This is a genomic window from Roseateles sp., from assembly GCF_036486225.1.
Taxonomy (GTDB): domain Bacteria; phylum Pseudomonadota; class Gammaproteobacteria; order Burkholderiales; family Burkholderiaceae_C; genus Roseateles.
The window spans coordinates 1-16,133 of record NZ_DASVNZ010000171.1; the positions used below are offsets into that span (position 1 = coordinate 1).

Consider the following 16,133-nt stretch of genomic DNA (forward strand, 5'->3'; position numbering starts at 1 on the left):
GTTCAGGATCGGCCGGAATCGTCGGCGGCATCGGCGGGGACGGCGGCGGCGGGATTTCGGCGGTGGGGTCTCCGCCTGTGCCGGTGCCGCCTCCCGCGCCCGTGCCGCCGTATCCGGTGCCCGTGCCGCCACCCGATCCCGGATCGACGCTGACGGGCGGATGGGTCTGCGGTTTGGACTCCTCGCCGTTGCCGCCGCCGCAGGCGCTCAGCGCCGCGAGCAGGGCGGCGGCCAACGCGGCGCGGCTCGATCGGACGGCGGCGCGACGGAGCCATTCGGCGGGAGTGGGACGGGGGGCGAGCGCCATGCGGAATCCTCTCGGCGCTGCGGCCGGCGTGTTCGGTCCCGACGCGCAGGTCGTGCGTCAGGGCAGCGCATTAAAGTGGTCCGCTACTGGTCGCGTCAATCGATCGCGCCTCTCTGAAATCGACCGTTACCCGTGTTGCCGAATCCGGCGAATGGCACGCCACACGCCTACCTCTTGTGAGGGAGGCGAGGGTCCTCGCAAGCGCGTAGCGCATGACCCGACGCATGACCCGGCACCATGAAAAAAGCCCCGCGGCGCAAGCGCGCCGGCGGGGCTTCAAAAGCGGACGGGTGCGTCGTCAGCCAACCAGGCCCAAGGCCCTCGGCAGCGCCAGCGACAGCGTCGGCCAGTAGGTCACGACCATCAGGAAGCCCAGCATCGTGAGCAGCCACGGCCACACGGCGACGGTGAGTTCGGTGATCCCCATCTTCGTGATCCCCGACGCGACGTAGAGGTTCAAGCCCACCGGCGGATGGCAGAGGCCGACCTCCATGTTCACCGCCATCAGGATGCCCAGGTGCACCGGATCGACGCCGAGCTTGGCCGCCACCGGGAACAGGATGGGCGCCATGATCAGCACGATCGCGGCGGGGTCCATGAAGTTGCCCGCGCCCAGCAGGATCAGGTTGACCAGCAGCAGGAAGACGAACAGTCCGAAGCCCTGCGCCGACATCCACGCGGCCATCGTCTGCGGGATCTGCTCCGAGGCCATCAGGAAGCTGAACAGCACCGCGTTGGTGATGATGTACAGCAGCATGGAGCTCATCGCCGCGGCCTTCAGCAGCACCTTGGGCACTTCCTTCAGGCCCATGTCCTTGTAGACGAAGACCGAGATGATGAAGGCGTACACCGCCGCCACGGCGGCCGCTTCGGTCGGGGTGAACTTGCCGCTGTAGATGCCGCCGATGACGACGACGATCAGCATCAGGCCCCAGAAGCTGTCGCGGAAGGCCTTGAAGCGCTCGCCCCAGGTGGCCTTGACCATGCGCGGGTAGTCGTACTTCTTGGCGCGGTACCAGGTCGTGATGCCCAGCAGGATCGACAGGCACACGCCCGGCACGACGCCGGCCATGAACAGCTGGCCGACGGACGCGGTGCCGACGATCTCGCCGTGCGGGCCCGTCGCCGACATGCCGGCCGTGGCGATGGAGAACATCACCAGGTTGATCGACGGCGGGAACAGGATGCCCAGCGCGCCCGACGTCGTGATCACCCCGGCCCCGAACTGCTTCGGATAGCCCTGCTTGGTCATCGCCGGCAGGATGATGGAGCCGACCGCGACCACCGTCGCCACCGACGAGCCCGAGATCGCCGCGAACATCGCGCAGGCCAGCACGCCGGCCAGGCCGAGGCCGCCGTACCAGTGGCCGATCATGGTGGTGGCGAAGTGGATGATCCGCCTCGCCACCCCGCCGTGCGTCAGGAAGTTGCCCGCGAGGATGAAGAACGGGACGGCCATGATCTCGAACTTCTCGATGCCGGTGAACAGCTTGAGCGCGACCGATTCGATCGGCACGTTCGTCATCGTGAAGAGGTAGGTCAGGACCGTCAGGCCCAGCGAGATCGAGATCGGCATGCCGGTGAGCATCAGCACCACCAGCAGCGAGAAGATGATCAGCGTGTTCATGCGCGGTCTCCCTTCGAAGCTTCCTCGGCGGCCTTCACCGAGCCCACCGCGGCGACGTCGTCCTCGATGCCTTCGACATGGCCGTGGTCCGCGTGCGGCGCCTCACCGGTGCGGATGAAGGTCCAGCACACCTGCAGGAAGCGGAAGCACATCAGGTACGAGCCCAGCGGCACGCAGGAGTAGGCGATCCAGGTCGGGATCTCCAGGTCCGGCGAGGTCGGGCCTTCGAAGAGGTCCGGGTTCTCGATGCCGAAGGCATGCGTGAACGCGTAGTGCGCGCCGTTCTCCCACACGAAGGTCGCACCCAGCGTGCCCACCGTGGCGGTGAAGACCGCGCCGGCCAGCAGGCTGAAGATCACCAGGTACTTCGCATGCTCGGGCTTGAGCTTGCGCACCACCACGTCGACCCCGACGTGGGTCCCGGCGCGAACGCCGTAGGCCGCGCCGAACTTCGCCATCCACACGAACATGTAGATGCACAGCTCCTGCGCCCAGCTCACGTCGATGCGGATGACGTAGTCCTGCACCGCCGGCACGCCGGCCAGGAATCGGTGCAGCACGGCCATCGCGATCACCAGCGTCGCGGCGCCCATGAGGAACGCGATCAGCGTTTCCTCCAATCGATCCAGCCACTTCAATGACATGGCGGTCTCCTTCAGGCAAAGAAAAGCCGCGCCGCCTAAGCAGGGCGCGGCTGAGGACGGGCGGTGAGCGGCTTACTTCGTCGGGGGGACGAAACCGGCGGCCTTGTAGGCGGCTTCGACGGTGCCCTTGCCCACGCGCGACTCCATCTCCTTGTGGACCGGCATCAGCGCCAGCTTCCACTCGTTCACTTCCGCCGGCGTCAGCGTGTAGATGGTCGTCTTGCCGCTGGCCTTGATCTTCTCGAAGGCCTGCTGGTTCTCGGTCTGCGCGATCGCGTTGGCGTAGGTGGTCGCGTCCTTGACGCTGCTGTCGACCACAGCCTTCAGATCGGCCGGCAGGCCGTCATAGAACTTCTTGTTGATGATCAGCGCGTAGGCCAGGTGGCCATGGTTGCTGATCGTCGTGTGCTTCTGCACCTCGTAGGTCTTCTGGGTGTAGAAGTTGGACGGCACGCCTTCGGTGCCGTCGACCACGCCGGACTGCAGCGCCTGGTACAGCTCGGAGAAGGCCATCACCTGCGGGATCGCGCCCAGCGCGCGCATCTGCGCGTCCAGCACCTTGGAGGACTGGATCCGCATCTTCAGGCCCTTGAAGTCCGCCACATGGTGCAGCGGCTTGTTCGCGCTCATGATGTGGAAGCCGTTGTCCCAGAAGGCCAGGCCCTTGATGCCCTTGGGCTCGAGCTTCTTGAACAGCTCCATGCCCAGGGTGTTGGTCGTGTTGCGGAACGAGGCGTCGTCCTTGAACAGGAAGGGCAGGTCGAAGACCTCGAATTCCTTGACGCCCAGCGGACCGAACTTGGCCAGCGACGGGGCCAGCATCTGGACCGAGCCGAGCTGCAGCGCTTCGAGCTCTTCCTTGTCCTTGTAGAGCTGACTGTTCGGGTAGACCTCGACCTTCAGCTTGCCCTTGCTGCGCTCCTCGGCGAGCTCCTTGAAGCGCTGCGCGCCCTTGCCCTTGGGGGTGTCGGGGGCGACGACGTGGCTCAGCTTGATGACGATCGGGGCCTGGGCGAAGGCGGACGCGGTAGCGGCCAGACCTGCGACGGCGAGGGCAGCCGACAGCAGCAGGCGGCGGGGGAATTTGGCGGACATGCGGTCTCCTGGTGTTCTTCGCGAGTGTTCTTCGGGATCCGCCCATCAGGCGCAGTGACGACCTGTCGCGGAATGTGGCGGATTGTGGAAATCCGGTTCCCGCGCCGCCAGTTGTGGACTTCCACATTGGGGAAACACGTATCCCGCGGGGCCCGTCGTGCGCTCTGCGCAGCACAGCACCTAGACTGCCGCCATGGCCGCGTCCCGACGTCTCCTCCACCTGCTCAAGCGCGCAAGCTGGGCCCTGCCTGTGGTGCTCGCGCTGGCCTTCGCCGCGTCGGTGGGCGTGTGGCTGCGCTTGAGCGACATGCGCGATCTGGAGGAGGAACGGCTGACGCTGATTGCCGATTCGCTGTCGCTGGAGGCGCGCATCTCCGACTGGCTCAATGCGGAGCATGCGGCGGTGGACCGTCTTGCGCAGCAGCTGCCGGGGAACGTCGACGACCAGATGCTGCTGAACCATCGCGCGGTGGCGGAAGGGTTGCGACGGCTGTGGGTCAGCGTGACGGTGCTCGACGGCAACAACCGCGTCATCGCGCATGTGCCGCAGCAGACGCCGCAAGCGCTGGCGCCCTCGCGGGAGCGCAGCGGCGTGAGCCTGGATGAAGGCGGGCTGACCGCGCACTGGAGTTCGCCGCGACCGCAGGGCGGCCGGCTGGTCGTGCGCTTCGCGCCGAGCGCGCTGCTGCGGCAGACGCTGCCGTGGTGGCTTTCCCAGAAGTACGACGTGCGGCTGGTCGACGGCCTGGGGCAGCGGCTCGCGCAGACCGGAGACGCGCTCGCGTCGCCCGACACGCAGAGCTACCGCGTCAGCGTGGACCCGGCGATGCGCGAGACCTGGCTCGAGCTCAACACGCGTGTGCCGCACCGCCCGTGGTGGTACACGCTGGCGGCGGGGCTGATGGGCGTGTTCCTGCTGCTGTCGGCGCTGGCCAGCGGCATGCTGCGCCGACAGATGCGCGAGGTGCGGCGCGCCGAAGGCGAAGCACGGACCGAGGCGGCCTGGCGTCGCGCGGTCGAGGACTCGCTGACGGTGGGTCTGCGCGGTCGCGACCTGGACGGCCGATTGACGCATGTGAACCGCGCGTTCTGCGACCTGGTGGGCTACAGCGCCGAGGAATTGCTCGGCCAGCTGCCGCCGATGCCGTACTGGCTGCCCGACGAGATGGAGGACAGCTTGCGCCGCCATCAGCGCAACATGGCCGGCGGCGCGCCGCGCGAGGGCTACGAGGCGCGCTGGATGCACCGCGAGGGCCACGAGCTGGACGTGATGATCTTCGAGGCGCCACTGGTGGACGCGAACGGCGTGCAGATCGGCTGGATGGGCTCGATCGTCGACATCAGCGCGCGCAAGCAGAACGAGGAGCGCGACCGTCGCCGCACCGAAGCGCTCGCGCACCAGGCGCGGCTGAGCACGCTGGGCGAGGTGGCGTCGGCGCTGGCGCATCAGCTGAACCAGCCGCTGGCGGCGATCGCGGGCTACAACGCGGGGGCGCTGCGCTCGCTGGAGCGCACGGGCCAGACCGATGAGATCGTGATGGAGGCGCTGCGCCGGCTCGGCGAGCAGGCACAGGAGGCCGGCCGCATCGTGCAGCGTATCCGCGCGTTCCTGACGCGACGCGCGCCGCAGCCGGAGCGTTGCGCGGTGCCGGAACTGGCGGCGCGCGTGCTGGCGCTGCTCAAGCGCGACCTGCGCGGCGTGCTCGTCGAGGTGGCGATGCCATCCGGCCTGCCGGATGTGCAGGCCGACGCCGTGCTGATCGAGCAGGTGCTGATCAACCTGGTCCGCAACGCGCTCGACGAGCTGCACGGCAAGCCGGGATCTCAGGTGCGCATCGCTGCGCAGCGCGTCGGCGATCGCTTCGTGCGGGTCGATGTCGACGACAACGGACCCGGCCTGCAAGGACGCGGCATCGACCAGCTGACGACGGCGTTCTATTCGACGAAGTCCGAAGGCATGGGCATGGGGCTGGCGATCTGCCGGTCGGTGATCGAGGCGCACCACGGCGGCATGGAAGCCGGCGCGAGCGCGCTTGGCGGCGCGAGGATCAGCTTCACGCTGCCGCTGTGCCCGGGGCAGGGCGCCTGCGACGGCAGCGAGCTCGCTCCCGGCATCGGCATCGGACAACACAAGGAGGGCGCGCGATGAGCGACCCACAGGCGACGGTCCACCTGGTGGACGATGAGGCGGCGGTGCGTGACGCGCTGGCCTTCCTGATGCGCACGCACGGATTGCGGGTGGAAGCACATGCGAGCGGCCCGGCGCTGTTCGAGGCGCTCGACCGCGCGATCGAGCCGCACGGCTGCATCGTGCTGGACGTGCGGATGGAGCCGCTGTCCGGCCTGCAGGTGCACGACGAGCTGATCGCGCGCGGCGTGCTGCTGCCGGTGATCTTCCTGAGCGGCCACGGCGACATCCCGATGGCGGTGGACGCGATGCAGAAGGGGGCGCTCGACTTCGTCGAGAAGCCGTTCAACGACCAGGCGCTGGTCAACAAGGTGCAGCGCGCGATCGCGACGGACATCCACCGCTGGCGTGAATCGCGCGCCCACGCGGACGTCGCCGGCAAGCTCGCCAGCCTGACCGACCGCGAACACGAGGTTGCGGTGCTGGTCGCGGCCGGCAAGCTCAACAAGCAGGTCGCCGACGAACTCGGCATCGCGATCCGCACGGTGGAGGTCCACCGCGCGAGGGCGTTCACCAAGCTGGGTCTGCGCTCCGCGGCGGAACTGGCGACGATGCTGGAGCGGTTCGAGGTGAAGGGCGGCTCAGGCCGCCCGGATCACCAGTGACACGTTGCTGCCGCCGAACGCGAAGGAGTTGCTGACCATCGCCTTCGACGCATCGAAGGCGCGGGGCTCGCGGATCACGTCGGCGATCTCCTCGAGTTCGCTCTTGCCGATGTGCGCGCTCGGCGGGAGTTCCCCGCGACGCATCGCCTGAACGCAGGCGACCAGCTCCAGCGCGCCGCCCGCCCCGATCAGGTGACCATGCAGCGCCTTGGTCGCGCTGACCGGCACGCCGCGCACGCCGAAGACGCGCGACAGCGATTCGGCCTCGACCGTGTCGCCCACGTCCGTCGCCGTGCCGTGCGCATTCACGTAGCCGACCTGAGACGCCTCGATGCCCGCGTCGGCCAGCGCGGCGCGCAGCGCGCGCTCCTGGCCGTCGGCGTCGGGACGCGACAGGTGCACCGCGTCGACGCTATGCCCGTAACCGGCCAGCACGGCAAGCGCCGACGCGCCGCGTGCGCGGGCGTGGCTCTCCGTCTCCAGCACCAGCGCCGCCGCGCCTTCGCCCAGCACCAGGCCCTTGCGCGTGTCGTCGAACGGCCGGCAGCTGCGTGACGGGTCTTCCGGATCCGCCGGCGCCATCACGCCCATCGCCTGCCACGCGGCCACCGAGCCCGGGTTCAGCATCGCCTCCGATCCCCCCACCAGCGCCACGTCCGCGCGGCCCTGGCGCAGCAGCATCAGCGCCTCGCCGATCGCCTGCGCCGAGGAAGCGCAGGCGTTGGAGATCGTCAGCATCGCCGCCTTCAGCCCGTACTTCATCGCCAGGTGCGACGCGGCCGAGTTGCTCATCACCCGCACCACCGTGTAGGGATGGATGCGCGGCGTCTCCTTCGTCAGGTGTTCGCCGTAGGACTGCTGCAGCGCGTTCGAGCCGCCCAGCCCCGTGCCCCAGGCCACCGCCGAGCGCTCCGGCGTTGCCGACGTCGCCGGCAGGCCGGACTGCGTCCAGGCCTCGCGGGCCGCGTGCAGCGCCATCAGGCTGTGACGGTCGTGCAGGTTGCGCTGCGCCGGCGGCATGTCCTGTCCCAGCGGCAGCGTCACCGCCGCCGCCGCGAACGGCGCCACGCCGCGTGTCGGTTCTCCCGGCTGCAGCGTGATCCCCGAGCGCCCCTGCACCAGCGCCTCCGCCAGCGAGTCCGCGTCCGGGCCGAGCGCGCTGTACGCGCCGATGCCGGTGATCCATACCGCTTCCGCGCTCATGCCGGCACCGGCGCTCAGGCAGCGACGGCCGCGGGCGTGCCGCCGGCGTCGGCCTTGGCGGCCAGTTGCGCGTCCACGATCGCGGCCAGACCCACGATGGTCGGCTGCTTCATCGCGGTGTCGTGATCGATCTCGATGTGGAACTTGTCCTCCACCGCGAACATGAAGTCGACCAGCATCAGCGAGTCCAGACCCAGTTCGGCGAAGGTGACGTCGTTCTTCAGTTCGTCGTCGGTCATGCCCAGCTCATGGCAGGCGAGCTGGCGGAGTTGATCAAGCGTGTTGCTCATGGCGGAGGTCCTCGGTCGTGGTCAAAGGAGAAAGGGATTCGGACAGTGCCTCGACAGGCACCATCCGCTGCAGGAACTGGCGCGCCGCCTGGGTGACGGCGCCGCGTTCGTTGTCCAATGTCAACATGTGATAGCTGTGATGGAACCAGTGCACCTCGGGCGTCGTGGCCAGGTGGCGCTGGAGTTCCAGCACGGAGCGCGGACCGCTGACGTCGTCCTCGCTCGCGTGCAGGACGACGGCGGGTGCGTCGATCTCGTGCAGCCGGCGGCGCACGAGGCGGATCATCCGGGAGGCCTGGTACAGGGACGCGGCCGGCAGCCGGTCCGCGCCGGCGGCGGAGACGTGGCTCGCATTCATCGCCTGCGCGACCCATTCGCGCAGCCGTTCGTTCTTGATGCCGTAGGGTGGCGTCTCGCGGAAGGCCAGCCACTGGCGCAGCGGCGGCACGTAGGCCAGCGGCAGCAGGCGGCGCCACGGCGAAACGTTCCAGCCGTCGAAATGCAGGCTGGTGGACAGCAGCATCAGCGCCGCCGCCGGCCGCTTCAGCGCGAGGGCCAGCGCCAGCACGGCGCCCATGGACAGACCGCCGACGGCCACGCGGGCGTGTTTGGCGGCCAGCGCGTCGAAGTGCGCGGCCGCCATCTCGACCCATTGCTCGAAGGGCGGCACCGCGCGGCGGACAGGCTTGTCGGCGGCCGGCGCGCCGGCGACCGGGGGCACGACGCCGTAGCCGTCCAGCGCGGGCGCCTCCACGACGTAGCCGGCGTCGCGCAGGGCGCGGGCCAGCGGCATCATTTCCAGCGGGTTGGCGCACAGGCCGTGCAGGAGCAGCACGGCGGGTCGGGGATCCGGCCGGGAGGAAACGTCGGTCAGGGTGGTGTTCGGCATGGACGGCAGTCTGTCCAAGCTCGCTGTTGCGGACTTGACAACAACCTGTCCGGAACCTGTCAACGCCGTTGCCATCAGGTTTCTGACAGGTGACGGATTGGCCCGTGCAAGGCTCTAGGCTTATGCTGACGCTCCATGCGAATCCTCCTGGTCGAAGACGATGAGTTCCTGGCGGAGTCCACCGCCCGGGCGCTGCGCTCGCAGTCGTGGGTGGTGGACGTCAGCGCCCGCGGCGAGCCCGTGCCGCTGTCGCTGCGCGAGGACCGCTACGACCTGCTCATCCTGGACATCGGCCTGGCCGGCATCGACGGCTTCGAGACGCTGCGGCGCGTGCGCGCCCAGGGCAGCACGACGCCGGTGCTGCTGCTGACGGCGCGCGACGCCGTGGAGGACCGCGTGCGCGGCCTGGAAGGCGGCGCCGACGACTACCTGGTCAAGCCCTTCGCGCTGAGCGAGCTGATCGCCCGCGCCCGCGCGCTGGTGCGCCGCAGCCAGGCGCGCACCGGCAATGAACTGAGGCTCTCGTCGCTGCGGATGGACATGGAGGCGCGCCGCGCCTACATCGCCGAGGAGCCGCTGGCGCTGTCGGCCCGCGAGTGGGACGTGCTGGGTTTCCTGCTGGCGCGCGCCGGCAAGGTGGTGGCCAAGGAGCAGATCGCCTCGGCCAGCAACGGCTGGGAGCAGGGCGTCAGCGACAACGCGATCGAGGTCTGCGTCTCGCGCCTGCGCGCCAAGATCGAGCCGGCCGGCCTGCAGCTGCGCACCGTGCGCGGCCTGGGCTACCTGCTGGAAGAGATGCCGTCCCCGCCGGCGGCCAAGGCCTGACCCCCGCGGCATGACCGAGTCGTCCCAGCCCGGCGGCGGCCGGACGTTCAGCCTCAAGCAGCGGCTGCTGATCTGGCTGATGTTCCCCGTGCTGGTCGCGGTGCCCGCGGCCGGCTTCATGCTGTACCGGGTGATGCACGACACGGCGATCTCCTGGCTCGACCAGGCGCTGGGCGACACGGCGCTGGCGGTGGCCAGCCTGCTGAAGGAGCGCGACGGGCAGGTCGTCGTCGACGTGTCGGGTCCGACCGACCGCGCGCTGCGTTTCGACCGCACCGACCGCGTCTACTACCTGGTGCTCGACCCGTCTGGGGAGGTGGTCCTGGGTGACGTGCAGCTGGCGCGGCTGAAGCTGCCCAAGCGCAAGCCCAACGAATGGTTCTTCACGCTGGCGACGCTGGACGGCGAATCGTTGCGCGCCGCGGCGCTCGGCGCCGCTTGCGGCAACGGGCGCGTCTGCCAGATCCTGGTCGCCGAGACGCTGAACAAGCGCGACGCGCTGCAGCAGCAGTTGCTGGTGGTGGTGGCGCTGCTGATCGGCGGCATGGCGGTGCTGCTGGCGGGGGCCGGCTGGTGGGCGACCTACCGCGGCCTGCGGCCGCTGGCGCAGTTGAGCGCGGAGCTGGAGGAGCGCGACCTCGCGCGCCTGGAGCCGCTGCAGCACGACGTGCCCGGCGAGCTGCGACCGCTGATCGCGGCGTTCAACCGGCTGTTCGAGCGGCTGCGGCGGGCCTCGTCGGCGCAGCAGGATTTCCTGGCCAATGCGGCGCATCAGCTGCGCACGCCGCTGACCTCGCTGCGCACCGAGATCGATCTGGCGCTGCTGGAGCCGCACGATCCGCAGATGGAGCCGGTGCTGAAGCGGCTGCAGGGCTCGGTGGACCGCAGCGCGCGCCTGGCGACGCAGATGCTGTCGATCGCGCGCGCCGAGGCCGAACCTGCCGGTCGCGAGCAACCGGTGGACTTGCGTGACATCGCCGCGCAGGTCGCGGAGGACTGGGTACCGCGCGCGCTGCAGGCCGGCGCGGACATCGAGTTCGAGCTGGAGAGCGCGCCGATGCTGGGTCAGAGCTTCCTGCTGCGGGAGCTCCTGTCCAACGTGCTGCACAACAGCCTGAACTACGCCGGCCCGAATCCGCGCATCACGGTGCGCACCGGCAGCGACGGCGAGTGGGCCCGCATGGAGGTCGAGGACAACGGTCCCGGCATCCCGCCGCAGGACCGGGAACGCGCGCTGCGCCGCTTCGAGCGCGGCAGCGAATCCAAGGGCACGGGCAGCGGCCTGGGCCTGGCGATCGCACTGGACATCGCGCAGCGGCACCGTGGGAAGCTGGAGCTGCTCGATGCGACGACGGGGCAGGGGCTGCGGGTGCGGTTGAGCGTGCCGCGCGCGCCCATCAGTTCCTGAAGAACGCAATCGCGTCGAACATCCGCTGCAGCTTCTCCACCCGCGACGGTGCCAGGAATTGCCTGGCCCATGCCAGACGCCCAAGGAGCACCGATCGCTGCGCCGGATCCACGTCCGTCGAAGCGCCGAGCCGATGCAGCTCGGCCTTCAGTCGATCGAAGTCCTCGCGTGGGAGGTTCGGCTTCGCGTTGACGACGACGCCGGTCACCTGCTGGCGTCCGCCGGTGGACATCGCGCGCGTCTTGTCGTGGCGCAGCCTGAAGCCTTCGTCCTCGACGATCGCCTGCACCCAGGCGCGGAACTCGCGCTGATCGCGGCGCAGCGTTGCTGGCCCTGAGAACACCAGGTCATCCGCATACCGCGTGTAGCGCGCGCCGAAGCGATGGGCGAGTCCGTCCAGCCGCATGTCGAGCGGGAACGCGCAGAGATTGGCGAGCGCGGGCGACGTCGGCGCGCCCTGCGGCAGGTGCGGCGAGGCGAGCCGCTTGGCACCTTCGAAGTCGATCGAGCCGTCCTCGCGCAGACGCTCGCGCACCGGCGCCGGCGTGCGCGCGGTGCAGAGCGTCGTCAGCCGCTCGACGACGGCATCGGAAAACCCCAGCGTCCGGAACATGGCCGCGATCCGCGCGCGTCCGATGCTGGGGAAGAAGTCGCGCAGGTCGAAACGGATCACGAAGTCCTGACCGGCGTGGACCGAGGCGTTCGTCGCGACGTTGCGGCCCGGCACGAAACCATGCGCGGCCTCGTGGCAAGGCAGCGTGTTCAACAGGCCGTCGAGCAGTCGGCGCTGGACCGCCTTCAGGCGCGGAAGCGGCGCCTCGATCAGACGCAGGCCGCCGCGGCGTTTCGGCACGAGCAGGCATCGATAGTGAGGCGTCGGCGCGACGTGGGGGCGCTGCGGGGTGGCGGTTGCCTCGCGGTACTGCCGCGCGGGACCGCCGAAGTGCTCGAGCTCGTCCAACGTCAGGCCCAGCCAGGCTGAAAGATCGCTCTCCGTGGACCAATCCGGCAGCACCAGGTGTTCCAGCGCGAAGGGCAAGGGCCGCATCCGCGAGGGCCGCAGCAGCAGGCGCCGCACCGTCGGACGCGGAAAGCGTTCGCGATCGAAGCCTTCGTGGAAGGCGCCGATCTCCAGCAAGGCATCGGCGAGGCTGCCCACGGAGTGGGCCCGCCACACCGGCGTCGTCCATCGTGCGAGTGCGACGCATAGCGGCTTCAGCCAGGGCCGCGCCTCGGCGCCGAGGCATTGCTCGGCACGCGCCTGCAGCGCCCCGGCCTCGCGCGAGCGCGGCGACCCGTCGTCCGCCTGCAGCGCGCGGGCGAGCGCCAGCGCGATCCAGCGGGGATAGGTCAACGGCGCGGCAACGGTCATCGGCGGCGGGCGGTCCTTGTCGCCGCCGCAATGGCGCCGACGGGGGGCAAGAGGTGACCCCCGGATGCGCCGCCAACTGACGGGTCCTGCTGATACAGGTCCGCGCGGCAGCGCGGTGCCGTATCGGCGCCGGATGACTGACTGTGGAACGAGCCGCGGGGAACCCCCGCGGCCGGAGGCGCGAACGCTTCCGAAGGCTTGGCGGCGACCGGAGGTCGGCGGAGATTATGGGCGTGGGCCGTGACGCGGCTCAAGCACCCTCACGGGGGTGTGAAGCCTCACGCCGCGCTCAGCACCGCCTGCTTCGTCCCGTTGGCCTGCAGCGGGATGTATTCCGCGTCCGACTCGGTGCGCTTGGCCTCGCAGCTCGCGACCAGCTGCTTCTGCCATTGCGAGTGGCGCTCGAACAGCTCCGCGATCCAGTCGACGAACACCCGCAGCTTGGTGCTCAGGTGCCGGTTCGGCGGGTACACCACGTACAGCGGCAGCGGATCCGATTCCCAATCGCAGAGGAAGGGCACCAGCTCGCCCGAGTCGATGTGCGGCTTGATCATGAAGTAGGGTGCCTGGATCACGCCCAGCCCCGTCAGCCCTGCCGTCATGTACGCGTTGCCGTCGTTCACCGACACCTTGTAGTGGCCGTAGATCTCGTAGCGCTGGCCGTTCTTGCTGTAGTCGAACGGGAAGCGCTTGCCGGTGCGCGTCGAGAAATAGCTGACCACGTGATGCTGGTCCGACTCCAGGTCCAGCGGATGCTGCGGCAGGCCGTGCTGCTGGATGTAGGCCGGCGAGGCGCAGCAGCCGTAGCCCCAGTCGCCGATGCGGCGCGCGACCAGCGACTGGTCGGTGATCTCGCCGCCGCGCACGACGCAGTCGACGTTGTCGCCGATCAGGTCCACCGGCCGGTCCGACACGCCGAGGTCGATCTGGATGTCCGGATGCCTTGCATAGAACTCCGGAAGTGCCGGAATGAGCAGCAAGCGCGCCACGGACGAGGCCACGTCGACGCGGATGCGCCCCTTCGGCGCCGCGCGCGCATGCGACACGGAGCCTTCGAGTTCCTCGATGTCCGACAGCAGCCGAGTGACCCGCTCGTAATACGCGGCGCCGTCCGGCGTCACGCTGACGCGCCGCGTCGTGCGGTTCAGCAGCTTGACCTTGAGGTGGTCCTCCAGCGACTGGATCAGCCGCGTCACCGCGGTCTTGGGCAGGTCCAGCGATTCCGCCGCCCGCGTGAACGTCCCGGCTTCCACGACGCGCGCGAAAGCCTGCATGGCATTGAGCTTGTCCATCCTTGAACCCCTTGACCCTGACTGCTGCGGGCTTGCCGCGACTGCTCCAACACAACGGCGCGTCTGCGCGCGCGCGAGGTCGCCATCCTGCCCGATCGATTGTTTCGTCGATGAAACGCTGAAGCGCGTCCCGGGCTATTTATCGGACGGCGTCCGTTGTCTAAATTTCGCTGCATTGCAACATGAACCGGTCTGCCCCCGCGGGGAGCAGGCCTTTGGCCCTGCCATGGACGCGCTGCCGCTCACCTCCTGCCACGACGACCTCCTGCCCGCCGGCGACGGCGTGGTGCCGGTGCGCGTGTACAAGGGTGCGGCGCGTCGCAAGGACGCCCCGGTCGTCATGCACCTGCACGGCGGCGCCTTCACCCGCGGCGGCCTGGACAGCGGCGAACTGGTCTCCCGGCTGCTGGCGGACGCGGGCGCGGTCGTCGTCGACGTCGACTATCCGACGGGCGAGGAAACCGTGTTCCCGACCGCGCTGAAGACGCTGGACGCGCTGCTGGCCGGCCTGCACAAGGCGCGCACCAAGCTCTCCGGCAAGGGCGCGCCGCTGCTGGTCGCCGGCGAAGAGGCGGGCGGCAACCTCGCCGCCGCGCTGGCGCTGATGGCGCGCGACCAGGGCCACCGCAAGCTCTCCGGCCAGATCCTGATCGGGCCGATGCTCAATCCCTGCATGGGCACCGCCTCGCTGCGCCAGGCCGACGCCGGCTACGGCGAGTGCCGCTGGATGCACGGCTGGCGCGCCTACCTCGGCGAATGCGAGGACGGCGACCACCCCTACGCCGCGCCGGCCAACACCGGCCGCCTGGCGGGCCTGGTGCCGGCGCTGGTCGTCAGCGCCGAGGACGACCCGATGCGCGACGAGACGCTCGCCTATGCCCGCGCGATGAAGCGCGCCGGCGTCGACGTGCAGCAGGCGCTGATCGCCGGCCCCAGCGGCTGGCCCTGCAGCCTGATGAAGCTGCCCTCGCTGTCCGCCCTCCAGCTGCCCTGGGCGAGCGCCCTGCGCCAGAAGCTGACCGATTTCCTGTCCCTGATCCCACCCGCCGGCAAAACCCGGCTGCAACCCGCCTGACCCCAAGAGCCCTCACAGAACTCCCAACGTCTACCCCCGTCACCGGAGCACCCACCATGAACAAGAAGATCTTTGCCACCTCGCTCACCGCCGTCGCCGCGGTCGTCGGGGCCCTCGTCGTCGGTCTGCACAGCCAGCAGGCGGTCGCCAATCAACCGTCGGGCGCGCCGCAGGCGATTCCCGTCTCCGTCGCCACCGTCGCGAGCCAGGAAGTGGCCGCGTGGGACGAGTTCTCGGGCCGCCTGGAAGCCGTCGAGCGCGTCGACGTGCGCGCCCGCGTGTCCGGCGCCGTGCAGTCGGTGCATTTCCGGGAAGGGGCGCTGGTCAAGGCCGGCGATCTGCTGATCACCATCGATCCCGCGCCCTACCAGGCCGAGGTCGACCGCGCCGATGCGCAGGTGCTGGCCGCGCAGGCCCGGGTGACGTACTCCAAGAGCGAGCTGGAGCGCTCCACCCGCCTGTGGAGCGAGCGCGCCATCGCGCAACGCGAGCTCGACGAGCGCAGCAACGCGTCGAATGAAGCCAACGCCAACCTGCGCGCCGCACAGGCCGCGCTGCAGTCGGCCAGGCTGAACCTCGGCTACACGCAGGTGAAGGCGCCGGTGGCCGGCCGCGTCGGCAAGCTGGAAGTCACGCAGGGCAACCTCGTGGCCGCCGGCCCCGGCGCGCCGGTGCTGACGACGCTGGTCTCGGTCAGCCCGATCTACGCCAGCTTCGACGCCGATGAAGGCACCGTCGCCCGCGCGTTGAGCGAGCTGCACGGCAGCGGCAAGGGCGCCGTCTCGGGCGACCTGTCGAGCATCCCCGTCCAGATCGGCACTGCCGCCACGGCGGACACGCCGTTCAACGGCAAGCTGCAGCTGATCGACAACCAGGTCGACGCCCGCAGCGGCACGGTGCGCGTGCGCGCGGTGCTGGACAACAAGGACGGCGCGCTGATCCCGGGCCAGTTCGCCCGCATCCGCCTGGGCCAGGCCAAGACTCGCGCGGCGGTGCTCGTCAACGAGCGCGCGGTCGGCACCGACCAGAGCAAGCGTTTCGTGATGGTGGTCGGCGCCGACAACACGCTGAGCTACCGCGAGGTGCTGCTGGGTGCGAACGTCGACGGCCTGCGCGTCGTCACCTCGGGCCTGAAGGCCAACGAACGCGTGGTCGTCAACGGCCTGCAGCGTGTGCGCCCCGGTGCGCTGGTCGCTCCGACCATCGTTCCGATGAATGCCAAGGCCGAGATCCAGGCCAAGGACGGCGCTCCCAAGGCGGACAAGTCCTGACCTGATCCCGAAGGGGCGGGCAAGACCCGTCCCCGTGGGGCT

Annotated in this window: 14 protein-coding genes and 1 pseudogene; 6 read left to right on the forward strand and 9 right to left on the reverse strand. The window is 69.7% G+C overall.

Annotated elements, in window-relative coordinates; all coding sequences use genetic code 11:
- From VF536_RS12130 to VF536_RS12145, 4 genes and pseudogenes are all read right to left on the reverse strand, one after another.
- Positions 1 to 307: pseudogene (locus tag VF536_RS12130) on the reverse strand (hypothetical protein); the annotation flags it as partial.
- Positions 308 to 605: 298 nt separating this feature from the next.
- The gene (locus tag VF536_RS12135) at positions 606 to 1,934 is read right to left on the reverse strand and encodes a TRAP transporter large permease subunit (RefSeq protein ID WP_331615104.1); all 1,329 of its coding nucleotides are present in this window, start codon (positions 1,932 to 1,934) and stop codon (positions 606 to 608) included.
- The gene (locus VF536_RS12140) at positions 1,931 to 2,572 is read right to left on the reverse strand and encodes a TRAP transporter small permease (protein WP_331615129.1); all 642 of its coding nucleotides are present in this window, start codon (positions 2,570 to 2,572) and stop codon (positions 1,931 to 1,933) included. Before VF536_RS12140 ends, VF536_RS12135 begins: the two co-directional genes overlap by 4 nt.
- Positions 2,573 to 2,650: 78 nt before the next feature.
- Positions 2,651 to 3,673 (reverse strand): TRAP transporter substrate-binding protein, encoded by a 1,023-nt coding sequence (locus VF536_RS12145; RefSeq protein WP_067277993.1) that lies wholly within the window; start codon positions 3,671 to 3,673, stop codon positions 2,651 to 2,653.
- Between the two features lie 193 nt (positions 3,674 to 3,866).
- Between VF536_RS12145 and VF536_RS12150 the strand changes: the two genes are divergently transcribed.
- Together VF536_RS12150 and VF536_RS12155 are read left to right on the forward strand one after the other, a co-directional pair.
- Positions 3,867 to 5,822 (forward strand): PAS domain S-box protein, encoded by a 1,956-nt coding sequence (locus VF536_RS12150; protein WP_331615106.1) that lies wholly within the window; start codon positions 3,867 to 3,869, stop codon positions 5,820 to 5,822.
- Positions 5,819 to 6,466: a response regulator transcription factor gene (locus tag VF536_RS12155; RefSeq protein WP_331615107.1), complete on the forward strand. Its 648-nt coding sequence runs from the start codon at positions 5,819 to 5,821 to the stop codon at positions 6,464 to 6,466. Before VF536_RS12150 ends, VF536_RS12155 begins: the two co-directional genes overlap by 4 nt.
- Here the strand turns inward: VF536_RS12155 and VF536_RS12160 are convergent.
- Genes VF536_RS12160 through VF536_RS12170 form a run of 3 tightly spaced genes read right to left on the reverse strand, consistent with a single transcriptional unit; the run spans position 6,443 to position 8,848 of the window.
- Positions 6,443 to 7,669, reverse strand: coding sequence for a beta-ketoacyl-[acyl-carrier-protein] synthase family protein (locus VF536_RS12160; protein ID WP_331615108.1), 1,227 nt, complete (start codon positions 7,667 to 7,669; stop codon positions 6,443 to 6,445). The genes VF536_RS12155 and VF536_RS12160 overlap by 24 nt on opposite strands.
- A gap of 14 nt (positions 7,670 to 7,683) precedes the next feature.
- The gene (locus tag VF536_RS12165; RefSeq protein WP_331615109.1) at positions 7,684 to 7,959 is read right to left on the reverse strand and encodes an acyl carrier protein; all 276 of its coding nucleotides are present in this window, start codon (positions 7,957 to 7,959) and stop codon (positions 7,684 to 7,686) included.
- On the reverse strand, positions 7,943 to 8,848 hold the full coding sequence (locus VF536_RS12170; RefSeq protein WP_331615110.1) for an alpha/beta hydrolase: 906 nt from the start codon (positions 8,846 to 8,848) through the stop codon (positions 7,943 to 7,945). Before VF536_RS12170 ends, VF536_RS12165 begins: the two co-directional genes overlap by 17 nt.
- Before the next feature lie 135 nt (positions 8,849 to 8,983).
- Between VF536_RS12170 and VF536_RS12175 the strand changes: the two genes are divergently transcribed.
- Complete coding sequence (locus VF536_RS12175) at positions 8,984 to 9,673, forward strand: response regulator (RefSeq protein ID WP_297525182.1); 690 nt, start codon at positions 8,984 to 8,986, stop codon at positions 9,671 to 9,673.
- Between the two features lie 10 nt (positions 9,674 to 9,683).
- Positions 9,684 to 11,081: a sensor histidine kinase gene (locus VF536_RS12180; RefSeq protein WP_331615111.1), complete on the forward strand. Its 1,398-nt coding sequence runs from the start codon at positions 9,684 to 9,686 to the stop codon at positions 11,079 to 11,081.
- Here VF536_RS12180 and VF536_RS12185 read toward each other — a convergent pair.
- Entirely contained in the window at positions 11,071 to 12,453 is a 1,383-nt protein-coding gene (locus tag VF536_RS12185) for a reverse transcriptase family protein (RefSeq protein WP_331615112.1), read from the reverse strand. The genes VF536_RS12180 and VF536_RS12185 overlap by 11 nt on opposite strands.
- Before the next feature lie 278 nt (positions 12,454 to 12,731).
- Positions 12,732 to 13,745 carry a LysR family transcriptional regulator gene (locus tag VF536_RS12190; RefSeq protein WP_331615113.1) on the reverse strand — a complete coding sequence of 338 codons (1,014 nt, stop codon included), beginning with the start codon at positions 13,743 to 13,745 and terminating at the stop codon, positions 12,732 to 12,734.
- Positions 13,746 to 13,971: 226 nt separating this feature from the next.
- Between VF536_RS12190 and VF536_RS12195 the strand changes: the two genes are divergently transcribed.
- A complete protein-coding gene (locus tag VF536_RS12195; RefSeq protein WP_331615114.1) occupies positions 13,972 to 14,820 on the forward strand; it encodes an alpha/beta hydrolase fold domain-containing protein in 849 nt (282 codons plus the stop codon).
- Positions 14,821 to 14,876: 56 nt separating this feature from the next.
- Positions 14,877 to 16,091: an efflux RND transporter periplasmic adaptor subunit gene (locus tag VF536_RS12200; RefSeq protein ID WP_331615116.1), complete on the forward strand. Its 1,215-nt coding sequence runs from the start codon at positions 14,877 to 14,879 to the stop codon at positions 16,089 to 16,091.
- The last annotated feature ends 42 nt before the right edge of the window (positions 16,092 to 16,133 follow it).